The organism is Kitasatospora sp. NPDC127067 (assembly GCF_042724755.1).
Lineage (GTDB): Bacteria > Actinomycetota > Actinomycetes > Streptomycetales > Streptomycetaceae > Kitasatospora > Kitasatospora lactacystinica.
This window is the reverse complement of record NZ_JBHXEM010000035.1, coordinates 1-16,625: the sequence shown is the minus strand read 5'-3', so window position 1 is coordinate 16,625 and position 16,625 is coordinate 1. Positions and strand designations below refer to the sequence as shown.

At 71.9% G+C, this 16,625-nt stretch carries 19 protein-coding genes; 10 read left to right on the top strand and 9 right to left on the bottom strand.

Going from position 1 to position 16,625, the window contains the following annotated elements; all coding sequences use genetic code 11:
• Positions 1-82 precede the first annotated feature (82 nt).
• From ACFWJ4_RS17090 to ACFWJ4_RS17080, 3 genes are read right to left on the bottom strand one after another with little or no spacing between them, the layout of a single operon-like run.
• Complete coding sequence (locus ACFWJ4_RS17090; RefSeq protein WP_380544701.1) at positions 83-769, bottom strand: WbqC family protein; 687 nt, start codon at positions 767-769, stop codon at positions 83-85.
• Positions 770-791: 22 nt separating this feature from the next.
• Positions 792-1,460 (bottom strand): YdcF family protein, encoded by a 669-nt coding sequence (locus ACFWJ4_RS17085; RefSeq protein WP_380544618.1) that lies wholly within the window; start codon positions 1,458-1,460, stop codon positions 792-794.
• Positions 1,461-1,473: 13 nt separating this feature from the next.
• Entirely contained in the window at positions 1,474-1,869 is a 396-nt protein-coding gene (locus ACFWJ4_RS17080; protein ID WP_380544615.1) for a hypothetical protein, read from the bottom strand.
• A gap of 464 nt (positions 1,870-2,333) precedes the next feature.
• Here ACFWJ4_RS17080 and ACFWJ4_RS17075 point away from each other — a divergent pair, with 464 nt between their 5' ends.
• The 6 genes from ACFWJ4_RS17075 (at position 2,334) to ACFWJ4_RS17050 (ending at position 6,358) form a co-directional block, all read left to right on the top strand.
• Positions 2,334-2,654: a hypothetical protein gene (locus ACFWJ4_RS17075; protein WP_380544612.1), complete on the top strand. Its 321-nt coding sequence runs from the start codon at positions 2,334-2,336 to the stop codon at positions 2,652-2,654.
• Between the two features lie 139 nt (positions 2,655-2,793).
• On the top strand, positions 2,794-3,477 hold the full coding sequence (locus ACFWJ4_RS17070; RefSeq protein WP_380544609.1) for an ATP-binding protein: 684 nt from the start codon (positions 2,794-2,796) through the stop codon (positions 3,475-3,477).
• Entirely contained in the window at positions 3,474-4,427 is a 954-nt protein-coding gene (locus ACFWJ4_RS17065) for a hypothetical protein (protein WP_380544606.1), read from the top strand. The genes ACFWJ4_RS17070 and ACFWJ4_RS17065 overlap by 4 nt, the downstream gene beginning before the upstream one ends.
• Before the next feature lie 27 nt (positions 4,428-4,454).
• Entirely contained in the window at positions 4,455-5,063 is a 609-nt protein-coding gene (locus ACFWJ4_RS17060; RefSeq protein ID WP_380544603.1) for an AAA family ATPase, read from the top strand.
• Positions 5,050-5,583: a class IV adenylate cyclase gene (locus ACFWJ4_RS17055; protein WP_380544601.1), complete on the top strand. Its 534-nt coding sequence runs from the start codon at positions 5,050-5,052 to the stop codon at positions 5,581-5,583. The genes ACFWJ4_RS17060 and ACFWJ4_RS17055 overlap by 14 nt, the downstream gene beginning before the upstream one ends.
• Positions 5,584-5,656: 73 nt before the next feature.
• The gene (locus tag ACFWJ4_RS17050; protein WP_380544598.1) at positions 5,657-6,358 is read left to right on the top strand and encodes a radical SAM protein; all 702 of its coding nucleotides are present in this window, start codon (positions 5,657-5,659) and stop codon (positions 6,356-6,358) included.
• An 87-nt stretch (positions 6,359-6,445) separates the two neighbouring features.
• On the opposite strand, the gene ACFWJ4_RS17045 is transcribed toward ACFWJ4_RS17050, so the two are convergent.
• The 6 genes from ACFWJ4_RS17045 to ACFWJ4_RS17020 all read right to left on the bottom strand — a co-directional run bounded on the left by ACFWJ4_RS17045 (position 6,446) and on the right by ACFWJ4_RS17020 (position 11,487).
• Positions 6,446-6,991, bottom strand: a complete 546-nt coding sequence (locus ACFWJ4_RS17045; RefSeq protein ID WP_380544595.1) for a DoxX family protein — start codon at positions 6,989-6,991, stop codon at positions 6,446-6,448.
• Positions 6,992-7,225: 234 nt separating this feature from the next.
• Positions 7,226-7,576 (bottom strand): winged helix-turn-helix domain-containing protein, encoded by a 351-nt coding sequence (locus tag ACFWJ4_RS17040; protein ID WP_380544592.1) that lies wholly within the window; start codon positions 7,574-7,576, stop codon positions 7,226-7,228.
• Positions 7,573-8,367, bottom strand: coding sequence for a hypothetical protein (locus tag ACFWJ4_RS17035; RefSeq protein ID WP_380544590.1), 795 nt, complete (start codon positions 8,365-8,367; stop codon positions 7,573-7,575). The genes ACFWJ4_RS17040 and ACFWJ4_RS17035 overlap by 4 nt, the downstream gene beginning before the upstream one ends.
• Positions 8,368-8,522: 155 nt before the next feature.
• Positions 8,523-9,425 (bottom strand): 5'-3' exonuclease H3TH domain-containing protein, encoded by a 903-nt coding sequence (locus ACFWJ4_RS17030; protein WP_380544698.1) that lies wholly within the window; start codon positions 9,423-9,425, stop codon positions 8,523-8,525.
• A gap of 59 nt (positions 9,426-9,484) precedes the next feature.
• On the bottom strand, positions 9,485-10,564 hold the full coding sequence (locus ACFWJ4_RS17025; RefSeq protein ID WP_380544588.1) for a cation diffusion facilitator family transporter: 1,080 nt from the start codon (positions 10,562-10,564) through the stop codon (positions 9,485-9,487).
• A 194-nt stretch (positions 10,565-10,758) separates the two neighbouring features.
• Positions 10,759-11,487 carry a gamma-glutamyl-gamma-aminobutyrate hydrolase family protein gene (locus ACFWJ4_RS17020; RefSeq protein ID WP_380544585.1) on the bottom strand — a complete coding sequence of 243 codons (729 nt, stop codon included), beginning with the start codon at positions 11,485-11,487 and terminating at the stop codon, positions 10,759-10,761.
• Between the two features lie 165 nt (positions 11,488-11,652).
• Here ACFWJ4_RS17020 and ACFWJ4_RS17015 point away from each other — a divergent pair, with 165 nt between their 5' ends.
• The 4 genes from ACFWJ4_RS17015 to ACFWJ4_RS17000 all read left to right on the top strand — a co-directional run bounded on the left by ACFWJ4_RS17015 (position 11,653) and on the right by ACFWJ4_RS17000 (position 16,513).
• Positions 11,653-13,047, top strand: coding sequence for a glutamine synthetase family protein (locus ACFWJ4_RS17015; RefSeq protein ID WP_359905898.1), 1,395 nt, complete (start codon positions 11,653-11,655; stop codon positions 13,045-13,047).
• 3 nt (positions 13,048-13,050) lie between these two features.
• Positions 13,051-14,430: an aldehyde dehydrogenase family protein gene (locus ACFWJ4_RS17010; protein ID WP_380544582.1), complete on the top strand. Its 1,380-nt coding sequence runs from the start codon at positions 13,051-13,053 to the stop codon at positions 14,428-14,430.
• 7 nt (positions 14,431-14,437) lie between these two features.
• Entirely contained in the window at positions 14,438-15,238 is an 801-nt protein-coding gene (locus ACFWJ4_RS17005; RefSeq protein ID WP_380455629.1) for a 3-oxoacyl-ACP reductase, read from the top strand.
• Between the two features lie 132 nt (positions 15,239-15,370).
• Complete coding sequence (locus tag ACFWJ4_RS17000; protein ID WP_380544579.1) at positions 15,371-16,513, top strand: DUF2510 domain-containing protein; 1,143 nt, start codon at positions 15,371-15,373, stop codon at positions 16,511-16,513.
• Positions 16,514-16,625: the final 112 nt, after the last annotated feature.

Genomic DNA, 16,625 nt, shown 5'->3' with positions numbered 1-16,625 from the left:
GAGTCGACTTCCTGCGACGGATCAGACCTCCGTGGGTGGCCTGAGCGCCCTCGCTCGCCCCGGGTGAGGGCGCCAACACCTCTCACACCATTTCGAGGACCGCCTTCACCTTGTCGGGCCCGTGCACCATCAGGCTGTGCAGTGCGCTGACCTGCCGGGCACCGGCCCACACTCCCGTGCTCGGCACGCTGAACTGCCGCAGTTCGACCCGTCCGGCCGTGAACAGGTCCGGTTCGACGTACCTGCTGCCGCCTGTGCCGCACAGGTACGTATCCGCGCCGACTGCCCGACACAGGTCCACGAGGCGCTGCGTCCGCCCGGATCCGGCGGACAGGGTGCTGCTGCGTACCGTCGCTCCTGACCAGCCGAGCACACGGAGCAGTAGCAGGGTGGATGCTTCGGCGACATGCGCCGTCCGATCGGTACGCCTGAAGAGTGTCAGGAGCCCCAGCAGGTCCGCCGCCAACCGAGGCCAGAAGGGACTGACCCCGTAATGCCGGCGGAGGACGTGTTCCAGCCGACGGATACTGCGCGGGGCGTCGACGGTGCGGGCGTCGCGGATCAGTGTCGACCTTCCGGCCGGCAGGTGCGTGGGGACGGACAGCCACCGGGCCGGGCCAGTACCGTCGACCGGCCCCAGCCGGGCCCGGTGCTGGTAGTCACGGCGGCTGAACTGGACATCGTCGAGGACCACCCAGACGTCCGCGGCGGCCAGCTTCGCCACGGTGGACAGTCGGGGGAGGAAGTTGGGTTGGTGGACGGCGCACACCAGCCCGGAGGGCGGCGCCGCGTCAGCTGAGGATCTTGCTGTCGAATCCGTCGGCCAGGAGCCGCTGGTACGCATCATGAACCGTCTCCGGAACATCCTGGGCGACGGCGAACCCGAGCCTCGGGTACTCGATCACCCGCTGGAGGTCGCCCACGAGGCTGTCGATCACGAGCCTGTCGTCGCCAATGCTCTTCACGTAGTCGTTCAGGCTCATCGGGGCCGAGGTGCACACCACCTCGGCCTCCGGCCACACCTTGCGGCACGTCGCGAACGCCCGGCGCTCCATGTACGGCATGGTCACGAGCAGCACCGACCGCGTCTCGACGCCGGCCGCCTCCAGGACCTCACGGGAGAACTGGATGTTCTGCCCGGTGTTGCGGGCGTGGGGCTCCTGGTGGATCGCATGCTCGGGGACTCCGAGGGCGATGGCGTGCTCGGTGAAGTGCACGGCCTCACCTCGGGGGAAGAGCTCCGGCCGGGACGGGTTCGGCCCGCCCGTGAACACGATCTTCCGCACCAGGCCGTCCAGGTACAGGGCTGCCGTCTCGGCCGCCACTCCGAGGTCGTGGCAGCCCAGACCGATCGCCACATCGCACGGCCGCCGCTCGTGTCCCATCCGGTGGTATTCCCAGATCAGCGTGGCGTCCGTCCACTGCCGGTCGGTGATCTCGCACTGCTGGGTGTCCGCCACGTTCTTCTCCCGCTCACTGAAGGCACCGTGCCCGCTGGAATCCGGACCGGATGCCTCGGATGCTCCTTCGCTGGTGGGTCATACCGTACTTGTCCGCCATCACCTCGGCCCTGTCCAGCAGAGCGAGCCCCTCCCCGACCGTCGCACGGTCGCTCAGCAGGATGTGCCCGTGCGCGGTGGTCAGCCGCACGTCCTGCATGGGCGCCGAACCGTTGGTGTTCGTCCTCGCCACCTCGATCAACCGGACCGCCTCTCCGAGATCCCCCGAACCGCGGTACGCGAGCGCGAGCTTCTGGTTGCCTGTCGCCCAGTCCTCCACCTCACCCAGGTTCTCGAACACTCGGATCGCCGACTCGGCGATGCCGATGGCCTGTTCGTGCTCGCCCAGCTTGTCGAGCGAGGTCCCCACCCACAGGGCCGCCCGAGTCCGGTCCCGTGCGCTGAGGCGAACGTCACCGGAAAGGTCCGAGTATCGATCCGAATGTCGAGCTGGGTGTACAACAATCGGGCCTTGGCGTACGACGCCGACGCCGACAGCGGGCCGAGCAGCGCACCCTGATCACGGCGGAGGTCACCCACCAGAGCCGTCGACCGGGCCAACAGGTAGAGGCCGCGGTCGTCGAGTTCGGCTGCCGGCCAGTGTGATCGCCAACGTTCCAGCAGGACTCCCGCAAACGCGAATTCCTGCCGGGACGCCGCCAGCACCGCCCTTTCATCGCCATACCTCCCGCTCCGGGGTGCCACCGAAGCACCGCAGGTCGTCGTGGTGCGGCGGAACTGCCACGGAACTGCCACGGCACGCGATTCCGCGACGACGGCGCCTCCCGCAGTCTGGAAGCCGACGACCCCGTTGACCGGAAGGAATCGCCCAGCATGCTCACCGAGCAACTGTCGGTCCCACCGCCCGTCGTCATTGGGCTGCTCCGCACAGCGGTCGCTGTGGGGCTACCCCGTCGGCGAGCTCTGACCGGGGTCCTCGACGCCTTTTGCGAGCGGCAGGAACTCCACCTCGTCGGTGTGATCACCGATGAGGGCGTCGAGCCGGACGCCCTCATCGCCGGCATCGAGGAGCAGCGCGATGTGTACGCCGTGGTGCTGCCCACGATCGCGCACCTCGGCGACCAGGCTGCCGCCAATAGACGGCGCAAGCACCTTGAGGACGTCGGCATACGCCTCCTGGTCACTCGGACCTAGAAAACCGCGGTCTGCGGGATTTCTGTTTTCCTCCCGGCCCCTGACGCGGCGAGTTTCTGCGAACACGCGATGACCATCACTCGCCACCCCCGCCAACGGCTCGGGACCACCTCCCCATGTCCAGCCCGGAGGAACAGCCATGAAGCGCGTCCTGGAGTTCAGCGCCACGGTCACGACCGCGTCCATCGGCGTGATTCGCAACCTGTTGTCCGCGGAGGTCGCGAGAGCCGGCATCGTCCTCGACGAGTCCCGGGCGTACGCGCTCCGCGTGTGCTCTTCGGAGTTCGTCGACAACGCGATCAAGCATGCCGTGGGTCAAGGCCCTGGCGGTGAAGCCGAGTTGTTGATCGAGGTGGGCTCCGATCGGGAGCGCAGCCGTTTGCGGATCACCGTGACGGACCCGAGCGTGGTCGAACCGTTGATGAACAGCACCATCGACGACCTCGACGCGACCTGTGGCCGCGGGCTGGTGGTCGCCGACGGCTACGCGGACGACATCGGGTGGCACCAGCGGCTCGACCTCCAGGGACGGCCCACCGGCTGGTCCGTCCGGTTCGAACTCGACGTGGAACCGGAGACCTTCGGCCAGGCCACCGCCGCTGGGGCGGAAGTGCAGCCGGAAGCCGTCACGCAACCCTCTGAGCGCCGCGTGAAGGTCGTCTCCGGGCACGTACTCGGGAATGCTCCGAGGCCGAACCGGCCGACTCAACGGCCAGGGGAACGCACCGCCTTGGCGCCGGCCGCGAGTCAATGTTCCCAGGGGCCGGGCCGGCCCGTCTCTCCCGTCCATCCAACCACTCCGTACCCGAGGACTGCGCCGTGAGCGTCGGAACGCGCACCAAGACGCTGCTCAAGACCATCAGCCCGGCCCGCAGACTGGACATCGCGGCCTCCTACGAGGCCCTGACGCAGGCCTGCGTGGCCACCGGCGACGACCCCGCGAAGGCCGAGCTGCTCAGTGACAGCCCGAACCACCTGTGGTCGCTCGGCTCGCGCTCGCGCGCACTCGCCATCGTCCACCCCGACCTGGACGAGGCATGGGCGCTCATCAAGGGCGCGCAGTTCCTCCGGCAGCACCTGCTCCCCGTCACCTCCGCCTACTACACGGAGGTCCGCGCGGCCGCCGACGGCCGGGCCGTGACCTTCTGGCAGGACCCCGGGAGGCCGAGCACCGACACCTCCCTGTCCGCGTGGGTGACCGCCCTCACCCATCGCATCGACCCCGGGACGGCTCCGTGGCTGCGGGAGCACGACCCGTTCGCCTCCCTGCTGGACGGCCTGGACGACACCCCGCTGGACGAGACCGCCCGCCGGTCCCTGCGCGAACGCGCGGCCCAGCTGCGCGAGGAATGGGACTACCTCGACTGGCCGACTCCGGACACCGTCGTTCTCGGCGCCCTCGGCATGGCCCCCGTCCACGACGACGGCACCCACGTCGGACTCCTCCTGCGCCGCCCGCTGACCCGCGGCCACCGCGAGTGGGACCTCGTCGCCGCCCGCTGGCGCTCCGAACTGCTCACCGGCCCGCGCGAGGACCACCGGACCTACGCCGACACCTACCTCTCCTACGAGCGGGAGGACCGGCTCCCGGACCACCCCTACATCGGCGCCTGGTCCGGCTACCAGGCCGTACGCGACACCGTCGTCCTCACCGCGGTCATGGACACGGTCCGCCGTGCCCGGCTCGACCCCGGCGCCCGCCGGCAGGCCGCCCATCGCATCGCGTGCCTGCGCGGCGCCCACCCGGTCCCGTGGAACTGGGGGCCGCGATGACAGTCCGAACCAGGAAACGGAGTTCACATGGACGTGACCCGAGGGTTCTTCATCACCATCGACGGTCTCAGTGCGAGCGGGAAGACCACTGTCGCCCCGCTGGTCGCGGCCTTCGCTGACGGCGTCCACCTCGCGGACGACACCTTGCCGACCTTCCCCCGCACGCGTGCGGAGGTGGACGCCGTCGGCATCCTGCCGGCGCGGTTCCACTGGTGGCTGATGGCCAATCACATCAAGTCCGAGACCGCTCGCACGCTTGTCGAGGCCGGCCGGACCGTGGTGGTCGAGTCCTACTTCCCGCGCACCATCGCCACGCACAGGGCGATGGGTCACGACTGCGCGCCGGAGTACCCGGAGGGAGTCCTCGTCCCGCACGTGCCGATTCTGCTGGAGGTGGACGAACGCGTCCGCCAGGAGCGGCTTCGTCGGCGGGCCGAGCTGGGAACGCTGAGCTCCTGGCGCCGGCGGGAGGAGCCGAACGTGGCCGAAAGCTCCCGCGTGTACCGGGCGTTCGGACTGCTGCGGGTCGACGGAACCGACCGCACGCCTGATGAGGTGGCTCGCAGCATCGCCGATACCGTGCGCTCGTATGCCCGCATCGCATCGAGGAAGGCAATTCCCCATGACCGCAACTGAGTTCGAAGTGAAGATCCTCGACGTCGATCCGGAGGAGATCCGCGTGATCCTCGCCGAGGCCGGGGCCGAGCACGTGGTCGACCGCTTCCAGCGCCGCTACGTCTACGACATCCCCGGCCGGCCGGATGCGTGGGTCCGGCTGCGTGACACCGGCACCGACGTCACCCTGTGCGTCAAGGAGATCCACTCCGACGCGATCGACGGCGTGACCGAGACGGAGACGACCGTCGGTGACTTCGACGCCGCGAACACGCTCCTCGGCAAGCTCGGCTACCAGCCGAAGGCATACCAGGAGAACCGTCGGTCCTCCTGGACGCTCGGCGGCGCGGCCGTCGAGATCGACCACTGGCCGCTGATCCCTCCGTATGTGGAGATCGAGGGCGACAGTGCCGAGCACGTCCAAGCGACCGCCCTCGCGCTCAGGCTCCTTCTGGAGGAGCTGACGAGCGAGAACACGACCAAGGTCTACCGCCGGTACGGGATCGACATCGAGGCGATCCCCCGGCTCACGTTCGAGTGACAGGAGAAGAGCCTTGTCAGTTACCTATCGTCCGGCGGTCAGGGTCGTCCGGGACCGGACCATTCGTATCAAGGTGATCGACGACTGCGGGTTGGCCTGCACGTTCTGCCACAACGAGGGAACGCCGGTCTCCGCCGACAACCAGGGCCACACCGAACTGCCCTTCGTCGCGGGCCCGGGCAGGACCGGGCGTGTGTCGATCTACAGCGAGACGAACGGGGTCGGCTTTCTCGCCGCGAGGATGGCCCCGGACGTGTCCTTCCGGCGGGCAGTGCGAACCGTGGCGAGGGCCTTCGATGCCGACGAGGTTCACCTCACGGGAGGGGAGCCCACCCTCCACACGGAGGTGCCCGTGCTGGTCGCGGCACTCTCCGGCATGGGGTTGAGCGTCGGGATGACCAGCAACGGCGAGCGCGGTCGGCAGGTCATGGCGCAGTGCTCCGCGGCCGGACTCGGTCGGGTCAACGTGTCGGTCTTCGGCACGACCGCCGAAGAACTCCAAGCCGGTCAGTCCGAGCGTTTCAGGACGGCGGGTCTGGCCGAGGCGAAGATCCGGGCAGCGGAGCAGACCATCCGTGCCGCCGTCTCCCATGGTGTGAAGGTCTCCGTGAACATCGTCGTTACGGCATCCGCCTGTACCTCACCGATCAGGGGGAGTACATGGTGGGCGTCTGCATCCAGCGGATGGACCTCTGCGTTCCTGTGGCCGAGTTGCCGAAGAGCGGGATCGTGGAGGAGGTGCTGGCCTTCAAGGACGCCGAAGTCCGGAGGCTGACGCGCGAGTACGGCGCCGCCGCCTGAGCGGCGGGCTCTGGCGTCGGGGCTTTCGCGGCCTGGGCGAGGCCACGGCCCGGTGGCGCGGTCAGCCCGTCATCGCCCGGTGTTCGGCCCGGGGGCCGGTGCCGGTGAGGTGGCCGTCGCGCGGGGCCGGGTCGGGCCGGTCCTCGCGTCGGGTGGCGACGGTCAGGCAGGCCGCGATCAGCACGATGTTCTTGAGGATGTACTGCCCCTCCAGCGTCGGGACGGGCGGGACGCCGTGCACCCACACGTCGTCCGGCAGCAGGACGAGCGTCGCGAACACCCCGGCCATGTGCGCGAAGAACACCGCCAGGACGACGGGGAGCAGCAGCCCGGTGACCAGTCCGGCCCCGATGGCGACCTCCATGAGGGCCAGCAGCGGCCGCGAGACGCCGGGCGGCACCAGGTCGAAGGTCAGCAGGCTCATGCAGCGGGTGGCGAGGTCCTCGGCGGGGCTGGCCCCGGGGATGAACTTGAGCACCCCGAACCAGAGGTACACCGCCCCGACGCTGACCCGCAGGACTCCGGGGGCCACCCGCCGGTAGCCGTGGGAGAAGTCCTCGGCCCGGCGTCTGCCCGTCCGCACGGCGCGTGCGAGATGCGACTCCATTCGCCCCTCCATCAGATCCCTTTCAGAGTTCCCCGGCACCCAGGAGGACGGGGCACACCGCGGTCGGCGGGATCCGGGTGAGGGGCGACCCGAAGCACCGACCGGGCACGGCTCGTCGGGTGCCGGCTCGGAAGGCCGCAGCTTAGCGCCCTGCTGCCGCGGCGGAAAGGTTCGGCGCATGGTCCGATGGTGGGACGGAGAAGTGCCGCACGGGAAGTCGGCCCGGCCGACTTCCTACGTCCGGGGGTGTCGGGGCCCGGCGGCGTCGAGGCGGCGGACGAGTTCGCGCAGGGCGCGCAGTTCGCGGTCCAGGGCTTCGGCGCCGCGGGCGGTGAGGGAGACCCAGGTGCGGGGGCGGCGTCCGACGTAGCCCTTGGCGACGGCGACGAGGCCGGAGTCCTCCAGGACCTTGAGGTGGCGGGACAGGTTGCCGTCGGTGGCGCCCAACTGCTCCTTGAGGAAGCCGAACTCGACCCGGTCGGCCTCGCGGGCGATGGTCAGGATGCCCAGCCGGACCCGCTGGTGGACGGTGTCGTCCAGGACCAGGGTCGGGTGCGGCTCCTCGGCTTCGTCGGCAACGCTCATGAGGTGACCGTACGGGATGCACCCGGTGCGCGGCGGGCCGCCGTCCACTGCGCCAGCCCTGCGGCCAGCAGGACCACCGCCAGCAGCAGGGCCTTCGGCTGCGGGCCGTCGGCCCAGCCGCCGTCGCCCCGGTCGAGCCACGGCAGCCAGCCGCTCTCCCAGGGTGCCGCGAGGTAGGCGGTGAGCAGCGCCGTGTGGACGAGTCCGGCGGAGGCCACCAGGGGGCTGCGCTCGGTCAGCCCGAGGACGATCAGGCCGGCTCCGACCGCGTACCAGGGTGAGGCGTAGGTGTTCGCGAGCATGTCGAGCACGAACGGCACCCGGCGGACGGACAGCAGGGCGACCAGCACGGCGGCGACCAGGACGCCGGCGCCGACCGTGGTGGCGAGCCAGCCGACACGGCGCGGGACGATCCCGCGGGCCTCGCCGCGCCGCCGGTACCAGCGGGACAGCACCAGCCAGGTGAGCGGGAGCAGCGCGTACCAGACGCCCCAGGCCAGGAAGCGGAGGACGGCTCCGTCGAACTCGCCGGCGAGGCACGGGGCGTCCGGTGCGTGCGGGACGCAGAGGCCGATGAGCTCGGAGTACGCGAAGAGCGGATAGGACGTGACGGACCGCCCGTTGGCGCCGAAGTTGTAGGCCTGGCCGGATATCGGCACGGCGGCCAGGGCCAGCAGGCCGAACCCGAGCAGCGGCACCCCCGAGCCGCGCAGCCGGGTCCGGGCCCGGACCCGGAGCCCTTCCGTCTCGGCGAGGAGTTCGGCCGGGCCGGCCCGGTGCTCTGTCGTCATGATCCACCCCTTGTCGCGCGCGATCGCTTTGCTGTGCCATGAACTTTGCATCGCAAAGTGAGCTGCGGTCAAGGGCACTTGGGGACGGCAGGCCCGGAACGCCGAGGGGCCCGCACGTTCGACGCGAACGTGCGGGCCCCTGCGAGGATTCGGGCTCAGCGGGTGGCGAGGGCCTCCAGGAGGCGGTCCAGGGAGGTGCCGAGGCCCCAGCGGGCGGAGAGCTCCTCCAGGGTCATCGGGTAGAGCGGCTCGCGGGGGAGGGCCGGGTCGAAGTCCGGCAGCGGGGCGTCGTCGGCGACGCGGACGACCTTGGGGGCGACGTCGAGGTAGCCGGCGCCCTCGACGATGTTGCGGCGGCGGGCCGGGGTGAGCCCGGAGCCGAGGTCGAGGGCGGCGGTGCGGATGGCCGCGAGGTCGCCGTACTCGTTGATCAGCTGGGCGGCGGTCTTCTCGCCGATGCCCTTGACGCCGGGCAGGCCGTCCGACGGGTCGCCGCGCAGGGCGGCCATGTCGGCGTACTGGGCGCCGCGCACGCCGTACTTCTCCAGCAGCAGCGCGTCGTCGGTGACCTGGAGGTTGCCCATGCCCTTGACCGGGTAGAGCACCGTGATCCCGCGGGCGTCGTCCACCAGCTGGAAGAGGTCGCGGTCGCCGGTGACGATCTGCACCGGCCCGGCGGCGCGGGCGGTGAGCGTGCCGATCACGTCGTCCGCCTCGTAGTCGGGAGAGCCGACCCGGGCGATGCCGAGCGCGTCCAGCACCTGCTCGATCACCGGGACCTGCGGGGCCAGCGTGTCGGGCACCTCCTCCTCGCCGTCCTCGGCCGCCTCGGCGACCCGGTGGGTCTTGTAGGAGGGGATGAGGTCCACCCGCCACTGGGGGCGCCAGTCGGCGTCCATGCAGGCCACCAACTGGTCGGGCCGGTGGTCGTGGACCAGTCTGGTGATGAAGTCCAGCAGCCCACGGACGGCGTTGACCGGCTCACCCTGCGGCGAGCGCAGGGTGTCCGGTACGCCGAAGTAGGCCCGGAAGTACAGGCTGGCGGAGTCGAGCAGCATCAGTCGCGGTGCGGTCACGACTCAGCATCATGCCGCACCGCGGTGACGGACGGGTGTTGTCAGTGCTCGTGCGGTCCGGCGCGGTGGACCGGGCCGTGGGCGTCGGCGCAGTGCTCGACGGTGGAGTCGGCCGGGGTGGTGATCTGCAGCAGCGCGCCCGCCTCGTCCTCGCCGACGTGGTCGACCTGGAGGGTGGAGTGGGTGATGCCGTACTCCTCCGAGAGCCGGCGCTGCAGGGAGCGCCGCACCGCGTGGCAGTCGCCGCCGGGGGTGACCAGGATGTGCGCGGACAGGGCCGGCTGGCCGGAGGTGATCTCCCAGATGTGCAGGTCGTGGATCTCCTCGACCAGCGGCTCGGTGACCATCCGGTCGGCCACCGCGTCCGGGTCGATGCCCGCCGGGGCGGCCTCCAGGAAGATCCGCCCGGAGTCCCGGACCAGCGCGATGCCGGCCTTGAGCATCAGCGCGACGACGATCAGCGAGGCGATCGCGTCGGCCCGGGCGAAGCCGGTGGTCAGTACGATCGCGCCGGCGACGGCGGTGGCGATGAAGGCGTAGAGGTCGGTCAGTACGTGCTGGAAGGCGCCCTCGACGTTCAGCGAGCTGCGGTTGGCCTTGGACATGCACCAGGTGGCGGCGAGGTTGACCACGATCCCGACCAGTGCGGTGATCAGCACCAGTGAGCCGGTGACCTCCGGCGGTTCGAGCAGCCGGGTGATCGCCTCGTAGCCCAGCCAGGCCGACAGCACCAGCAGGGTGACCCCGTTGGCCTGCGCGGAGAGGATCTCGGCGCGCTTGAGGCCGTAGGTGTAGCCGCCGCGGGCCGGGCGGGCGGCGAGCCGCATGGCGATCAGCGCGAGCACGATCGAGGCGGCGTCGGTGAGCATGTGGGCCGCGTCCGAGATCAGCGCCAGGGACTGGGCGGCGAAGCCGACCACGACCTCGCCGGCCATGAAGACGACGATCAGGGCGAGGGCGCTGAGCAGCCAGCGGCGGTCCGCGTCGGCGGCTACGCCGTGCGAGTGCCCGCCGGAGCCATGCGAGTGGCCGTGCGCCTGCCCGCCGTTCCCGTGCGAGTGCGAGGGCGGGTGCTTCTGGTCATGCGCATGATCATCGTGCGAATGCTCGTGCCCGGCCATGGAGGTCCTCTCTGGGCGCACGGGTGGGAAAGGGGGCGCGGCGCGACCGCCCCGCAACCGAAGTGAACCGCAGAATCGACAAAGATCCAAAGGTTGTACTGGTGACCGTTGTCGTTCCCGTCCGGGCCGCCGGACCCGGCGCACTCCGCAGCCGCCCGGCGGGCCGAACTCCCGTTCCCTCATACCCAGTTGTGCTACCCCAGCGCCAGCGGGTCGAGGGCCGCCGCGGTGGCCGCCCGGACCAGGGCCCGCATCAGCCGCAGGTCCTCCCCCTGCTCCGGATGCCACTGCACCCCGAGCGCGAACCCCGGACCCTCCACCGCCTCCACCGTCCCGTCCGGCGCGTGGGCGCTCACCCGCAGGCCGGCCCCCAGCCGGTCGACGGCCTGGTGGTGGAAGGTCGGCACCTCCAGCTCGCTCTCCGGCAGCAGCCCGCCCAGCAGCGTCCCCGGCACCGGCCGCACCGGGTGCGAGCCGTAGAGCCCGGGCGAGCCGCCGTGCACGTCCACCGGCACCACGTCCGGCAGGTGCTGCACCAGCGTCCCGCCGCACACCACGTTCAGGATCTGCATGCCCCGGCAGACCGCCAGCAGCGGCATCCCCGCCGCCAGCGCCGACCGCAGCAGCGCGACCTCCCAGGCGTCCCGCTCCGGCGACTCGATCTCGGTCGCCGGATGGGCCGGCTGCCCGTAGTACGCCGGGTCGATGTCCGGCCCGCCCGCGATCACCAGGCCGTCCAGCCGGGCCAGCACCTCCGGGGCGCGCTCCGGGACGTCCGGCGGCAGCAGGACCGCGATCCCGCCCGAGTCCCGGACCTGCGCGGTGTACCGCTCGGGCAGCAGGGCCACCCGGCGGCCCCGCCAATCGCTCCAACTCGCGTCCACCAGGTAGGTGCTGACGCCGATCAAAGGCCTGCGATCCATGGCGCGCATTCTCCCCCCGGAGCACCTGATCCACCGTCAGCCACGCGCGTCGGCGCGCCACGGGCACCCGACACCCACCCGCCCTCTTCCGCCCCGCGAGTCGCAGGCCGTACGGTTCGCTGTGACCGCTTGATCTCGAAGAGTGATCGAGGAGGAGGGTTCGGCATGTCCGAACTGCCCGAACAGGCCGCCGCCGGCTCGCCGGCCCGGCCGCCGCTGACCCTGGACGGGCTGCGCACCCTGGTGGACTCCGGCGAGGTGCACACCGTCGCGCTCGCCTTCACCGACATGCAGGGCCGCCTCCAGGGCAAGCGCTTCGCCGCCCGGTTCTTCCTCGACGAGGTCGCCGAGCACGGCGCCGAGGCCTGCGACTACCTGCTGGCCGTCGACGTCGACCTGAACACCGTGGACGGCTACGCCTTCTCCTCCTGGGCCACCGGCTACGGCGACTTCGCGATGCGCCCCGACCTCGGCACCCTGCGGCTGACCCCGTGGCAGCCCGGCACCGCCCAGGTCACCGCCGACCTCGCCCGGCACGGCGGCCACCCGGTGGACGCCGCCCCGCGCCAGCTGCTGCGCCGCCAGATCGCCCGGCTCGCCGAGCACGGCCTGGCCGCCGACATCGGCACCGAACTGGAGTTCCTGGTCTTCCGCGACACCTACGAGCAGGCCTGGCTGGGCGGCTACCGCGGCCTGACCCCGGCGAACCTCTACAACGTGGACTACTCGATGCTGGGCACCGCCCGGGTCGAGCCGCTGCTGTCCCGGATCCGCACCGAGATGGCCGGCGCGGGCCTGGTGGTGGAGTCCGCCAAGGGCGAGTGCAACCTCGGCCAGCACGAGATCGCCTTCCGCTACACCGACGCCCTCACCACCTGCGACCAGCACAGCGTCTACAAGACCGGCGCGAAGGAGATCGCCGCCCAGCTCGGCTGCGCGCTCACCTTCATGGCCAAGTACGACGAGCGCGAGGGCAACAGCTGCCACATCCACCTCTCGCTGCGCGACGCCGTCGGCGCCCCCGCCTTCGCCGACCGGGACGGCCGGATGACGGACACCATGCGGTACTTCCTGGCCGGCCAGCTGGTCGCGCTGCGCGAGTTCAGCCTGCTGTACGCGCCGAACATCAACTCCTACAAGCGCTACCGCCCCGGCTCCTTCGCCCCGACCGCCGTCGCCTGGGGCCGGGACAACCGCACCTGCGCCTACCGGGTGGTCGGCCACGGCCCCGGCCTGCGGATGGAGAACCGGGTGCCCGGCGGCGACGTCAACCCGTACCTCGCGGTGGCCGGGATGATCGCGGCCGGCCTGCACGGGCTGCAGCGCAAGCTGGACCTGCCCGCGCCCTGCCTCGGCAACGCCTACGCGGTCGAGGAGTACGTCCGGGTGCCCGGATCGCTGCGCGAGGCGGCCGAGCTGTGGGCGGACAGCGCACTGGCCCGCGAGGCCTTCGGCGACGACGTGGTCGAGCACTACCTGAACATGGCCCGGGTCGAGCAGGCCGCCTACGACGGGGCGGTCACCGACTGGGAGCGCTACCGATCCTTCGAACGGATGTGACGCATGACCGAGCCCGACGCGAGCGCCGGGAGCAGCACCGTCCGCAATCCCGCCACCGGCGAGGTGCTCGCCACCGTCCCCGACACCGCCCCCGAACGGCTGGACGCGGCCGTCCGGCGGGCGGCGAGGGCCCAGACCGGCTGGGCGGCGCTCGCCCCCGGCGAACGCGCCCGGCTGCTGCGCCGGTTCGCCGACCAGGTCGAGGCGCACGTCCCCGAACTGGCCGCCCTGGAGGTGGCGGAGGCCGGCCACCTGCCGGCCAACGCCCACTGGGAGGCCGGCAACGTCCGGGACCTGCTGGAGTACGCGGCCGGGGGAGTGGAGCGGCTGACCGGCCGGCAGATCCCGGTGGCCGGCGGCCTGGACGTGACCTTCCACGAGCCGGTCGGCGTGGTCGGGGTGATCGCACCGTGGAACTTCCCGATGCCGATCGCCGCCTGGGGCTTCGCCCCCGCCCTCGCGGCCGGCAACGCCGTCCTGCTCAAGCCCGCCGAGGCCACCCCGCTGACCGCGCTGCGGCTGGCCGAACTCGGCCTCGCGGCGGGCCTGCCCGAGGGCCTGTTCCAGGTCGTCCCCGGCGCGGGCACCACCACCGGCCGGGCCCTGGTGGACCACCCGGCCGTCCGCAAGATCGTCTTCACCGGCTCGACCGTCGTCGGCAAGGAGGTCGCCGCCCGCTGCGCCGCCCGCGCCAAGCGGGTCACCCTGGAACTCGGCGGCAAGAGCCCCAGCATCGTCTTCGCCGACGCCGACCTGGCCCGCGCCGCCGACCCGATGTCCTTCGCCGACAACAGCGGCCAGGACTGCTGCGCCCGCAGCCGGATCCTGGTCCAGCGCGAGGTGTACGAGGACTTCCTCGCCCTGCTGCTGCCCGCCGTCGAGAGCCTGCGCACCGGCGACCCGACCGACCCGCAGACGGAGCTCGGCCCGCTGATCTCGGCCGCCCAGGTCCGCCGGGTGGCCTCCTACCTCACCCCCGACCTGCCGGTGCTGGCCCGCGGCAAGGTCCCGGACGGGCCCGGTTACTGGTACCCGCCGACGGTCGTCGGCCCCGAGGACCCGCAGCTCCCGGCCGTCACCGAGGAGATCTTCGGCCCGGTCGCCGCCGTCCTGCCGTTCACCGACGAGGCCGACGCGCTGCGCCTGGCCAACGCCACCCGCTACGGCCTGGCCGGCTCGATCTGGACCCGGGACGTCGGCCGGGCGCTGCGCCTGGCCCGCGGCGTACGGGCGGGCAACCTGTCGGTCAACTCGCACTCCTCGGTGCGCTACTGGACGCCCTTCGGCGGCTACGGCGAGTCCGGGGTGGGCCGCGAGCTGGGCCCGGACGCGCTGCGCCACTTCACCGAGACCAAGAACGTCTTCATCCACAGCGAGGAGTGACAGCCCGATGAGCGAGAAGCACGCCGCGCGGGACGAGGTCGTCTGCCGCCGGCTGGTCGGCCGCACCGCCGTGGTCACCGGCGCGGGCAGCGGGATCGGCCTGGCCGCCGCCCGCCGGCTCGCCTCGGAGGGGGCGAAGGTGGTCTGCGCCGACCTCGACGAGGAGACCGGGCGGGCCGCCGCCAAGGAGGTCGGCGGGCTGTTCGTGCACACCGACGTCACCGACCCGTACATGGTGGAGGCGCTGTTCGACGAGGCGTACGAGACCTGCGGCAGCGTGGACGTCGCGTTCAACAACGCGGGCATCTCGCCGCCCGAGGACGACTCGATCCTGACCACCGGCCTGGACGCCTGGCGCAGGGTCCAGGAGGTCAACCTGACCTCGGTCTACCTGTGCTGCAAGGCCGCGCTGCCGTACATGCGCCGGCACGGGCGCGGCTCGATCATCAACACCGCCAGCTTCGTGGCCCGGATGGGCGCGGCCACCTCGCAGATCTCCTACACCGCCTCCAAGGGCGGGGTGCTGGCGATGTCCCGCGAGCTGGGCGTGCAGTTCGCCCGGGAGGGCATCCGGGTCAACGCGCTCTCGCCCGGACCGGTGGACACCCCGCTGCTGCGCGAGCTGTTCGCCGCGGACCCGGAGCGGGCCGCCCGCCGGCTGGTGCACATCCCGCTCGGCCGGTTCGCCCGGGCCGAGGAGATCGCCGCCGCGGTGGCCTTCCTGGCCAGCGACGACTCCTCCTTCATCACGGCGAGCGAGTTCCTGGTGGACGGCGGCATCTCCGGGGCGTACGTCACCCCGCTGTAGCCGCCGCCGGTGGGAATCCCGGCCGCGCCGGGCCGCGCCGGACGGGGTTCTCACCGGAATCTCATCGAAAACGGCGGGAATTCCCGGCTGCGCTGATTTCGCGTTTATCCGGCTGCCTTTAGATTCTCTTCTGTGAGCGAGCAGATTCCCGCCGGGTGGTACCCGGATCCCAAGGACACCACGAGCGACCCGAGGCCGCAGCGGTGGTGGGACGGCAAGGGCTGGACGGCCGACACCCGGCCCGCACCCTCGGACGCCCCCGCCCCGGACGCCCCCGCCTCGGACATCCCCGCGCCGGGAGCGGCCGAGCAGCCCACGGTGCTGGAGGGCGAGGTGCTGGAGAGCGGCCCGACCGTCCGCTACCCGGAGCCGCCGCCCTTCGGCGCCGCCTACGGCACGCCCGGCGGGCCGCCGCGCAAGGCCCGGCGCAAGCCCTCCAAGCTGGTGCTGGCTACCACCGTCGCCGCCCTGCTCGGCCTGGGCGTCGGCGCCGGGGTCACCTACCTCGCGACGGACGGCCACCAGGACCGCGCCCCGCGCAGCGCCCGCCCGGCCCCGCAGGGCGGCTACGGCCCGTGGGGCGGCGCCCCGGACTTCGGGGACCCCGGCAACGGCGGCAACGGCGGGAGCGGGAACGGCAAGGGCGGAAACGGCGGCAAGGGCGGGAACGGGGGCGGCAACGGCGGCGGCCGGACCAGCCCGAACGCCGACAAGGCGATCGACGTGGTCAACCGGCTCACCCTGCCGGTCCCGGACGGCTGGGAGGCCGGCACCACCACGGACGGCTACGCCTCGCTCAGCGTCGGCTCGTACACCTGCGCGGACGGCAAGGGCAACTGCTCCCTCGGCGGCGTGAACACCGGCCGGATCGACGGCGGCGGTACCGACGCCCAAGCGGCGGCCAAGGCCGACATCGCGACGGCCGCCAAGGCCGCGTACGGCGACGTCACCGGGCACCAGGAGCTCAAGTCCGAGGCCGTGAAGGTCAACGGCCAGGACGGCTACCTGGTCCGCTGGAAGGTGGACGCGCCCAAGGGCAACAACGGCTACGTGCAGACCGTGGTCTTCCCGTCCGCCGACGGGAAGTCGCTGGTCTCGGTGCACTTCGGCTTCGACATCGCCGACAAGTCGCCCGACGTCGCGGTGATGGACACCGTCGTCCAGGGCATCTCCGCCTACAAGGGCAAGCTGCCGAGCATCCCCGGGCTGCCCGGGACGGGCTCCGGCTCCGGCGGGTCCGGTGCGGACGGCGGCGTCGGGGGCACCACCACCTGAGCACCGCGCTCCTCACACGGCGGCGGCCCACCCGGGAGGGAACCCTCCGGGTGGGCCGCCGTTCGTCGTCGTGCGGGTGGTGCCACGGGAGCCGGGCCGGACGGGGGTGTGC

What these genes read in the sequence shown, in the direction of transcription:
- ACFWJ4_RS17060 (WP_380544603.1), top strand. Translation starts at nt 4,455, where the DNA reads ATGGACGTGACCCGAGGGTTCTTCATCACCATCGACGGTCTCAGTGCG.
- ACFWJ4_RS17035 (WP_380544590.1), bottom strand. Translation starts at nt 8,367, where the DNA reads ATGACGACAGAGCACCGGGCCGGCCCGGCCGAACTCCTCGCCGAGACG.
- ACFWJ4_RS17020 (WP_380544585.1), bottom strand. Translation starts at nt 11,487, where the DNA reads ATGGATCGCAGGCCTTTGATCGGCGTCAGCACCTACCTGGTGGACGCG.
- ACFWJ4_RS17025 (WP_380544588.1), bottom strand. Translation starts at nt 10,564, where the DNA reads ATGGCCGGGCACGAGCATTCGCACGATGATCATGCGCATGACCAGAAG.
- ACFWJ4_RS17040 (WP_380544592.1), bottom strand. Translation starts at nt 7,576, where the DNA reads ATGAGCGTTGCCGACGAAGCCGAGGAGCCGCACCCGACCCTGGTCCTG.
- ACFWJ4_RS17055 (WP_380544601.1), top strand. Translation starts at nt 5,050, where the DNA reads ATGACCGCAACTGAGTTCGAAGTGAAGATCCTCGACGTCGATCCGGAG.
- ACFWJ4_RS17010 (WP_380544582.1), top strand. Translation starts at nt 13,051, where the DNA reads ATGACCGAGCCCGACGCGAGCGCCGGGAGCAGCACCGTCCGCAATCCC.
- ACFWJ4_RS17030 (WP_380544698.1), bottom strand. Translation starts at nt 9,425, where the DNA reads ATGCTGCTCGACTCCGCCAGCCTGTACTTCCGGGCCTACTTCGGCGTA.
- ACFWJ4_RS17070 (WP_380544609.1), top strand. Translation starts at nt 2,794, where the DNA reads ATGAAGCGCGTCCTGGAGTTCAGCGCCACGGTCACGACCGCGTCCATC.
- ACFWJ4_RS17015 (WP_359905898.1), top strand. Translation starts at nt 11,653, where the DNA reads ATGTCCGAACTGCCCGAACAGGCCGCCGCCGGCTCGCCGGCCCGGCCG.
- ACFWJ4_RS17075 (WP_380544612.1), top strand. Translation starts at nt 2,334, where the DNA reads ATGCTCACCGAGCAACTGTCGGTCCCACCGCCCGTCGTCATTGGGCTG.
- ACFWJ4_RS17045 (WP_380544595.1), bottom strand. Translation starts at nt 6,991, where the DNA reads ATGGAGTCGCATCTCGCACGCGCCGTGCGGACGGGCAGACGCCGGGCC.
- ACFWJ4_RS17005 (WP_380455629.1), top strand. Translation starts at nt 14,438, where the DNA reads ATGAGCGAGAAGCACGCCGCGCGGGACGAGGTCGTCTGCCGCCGGCTG.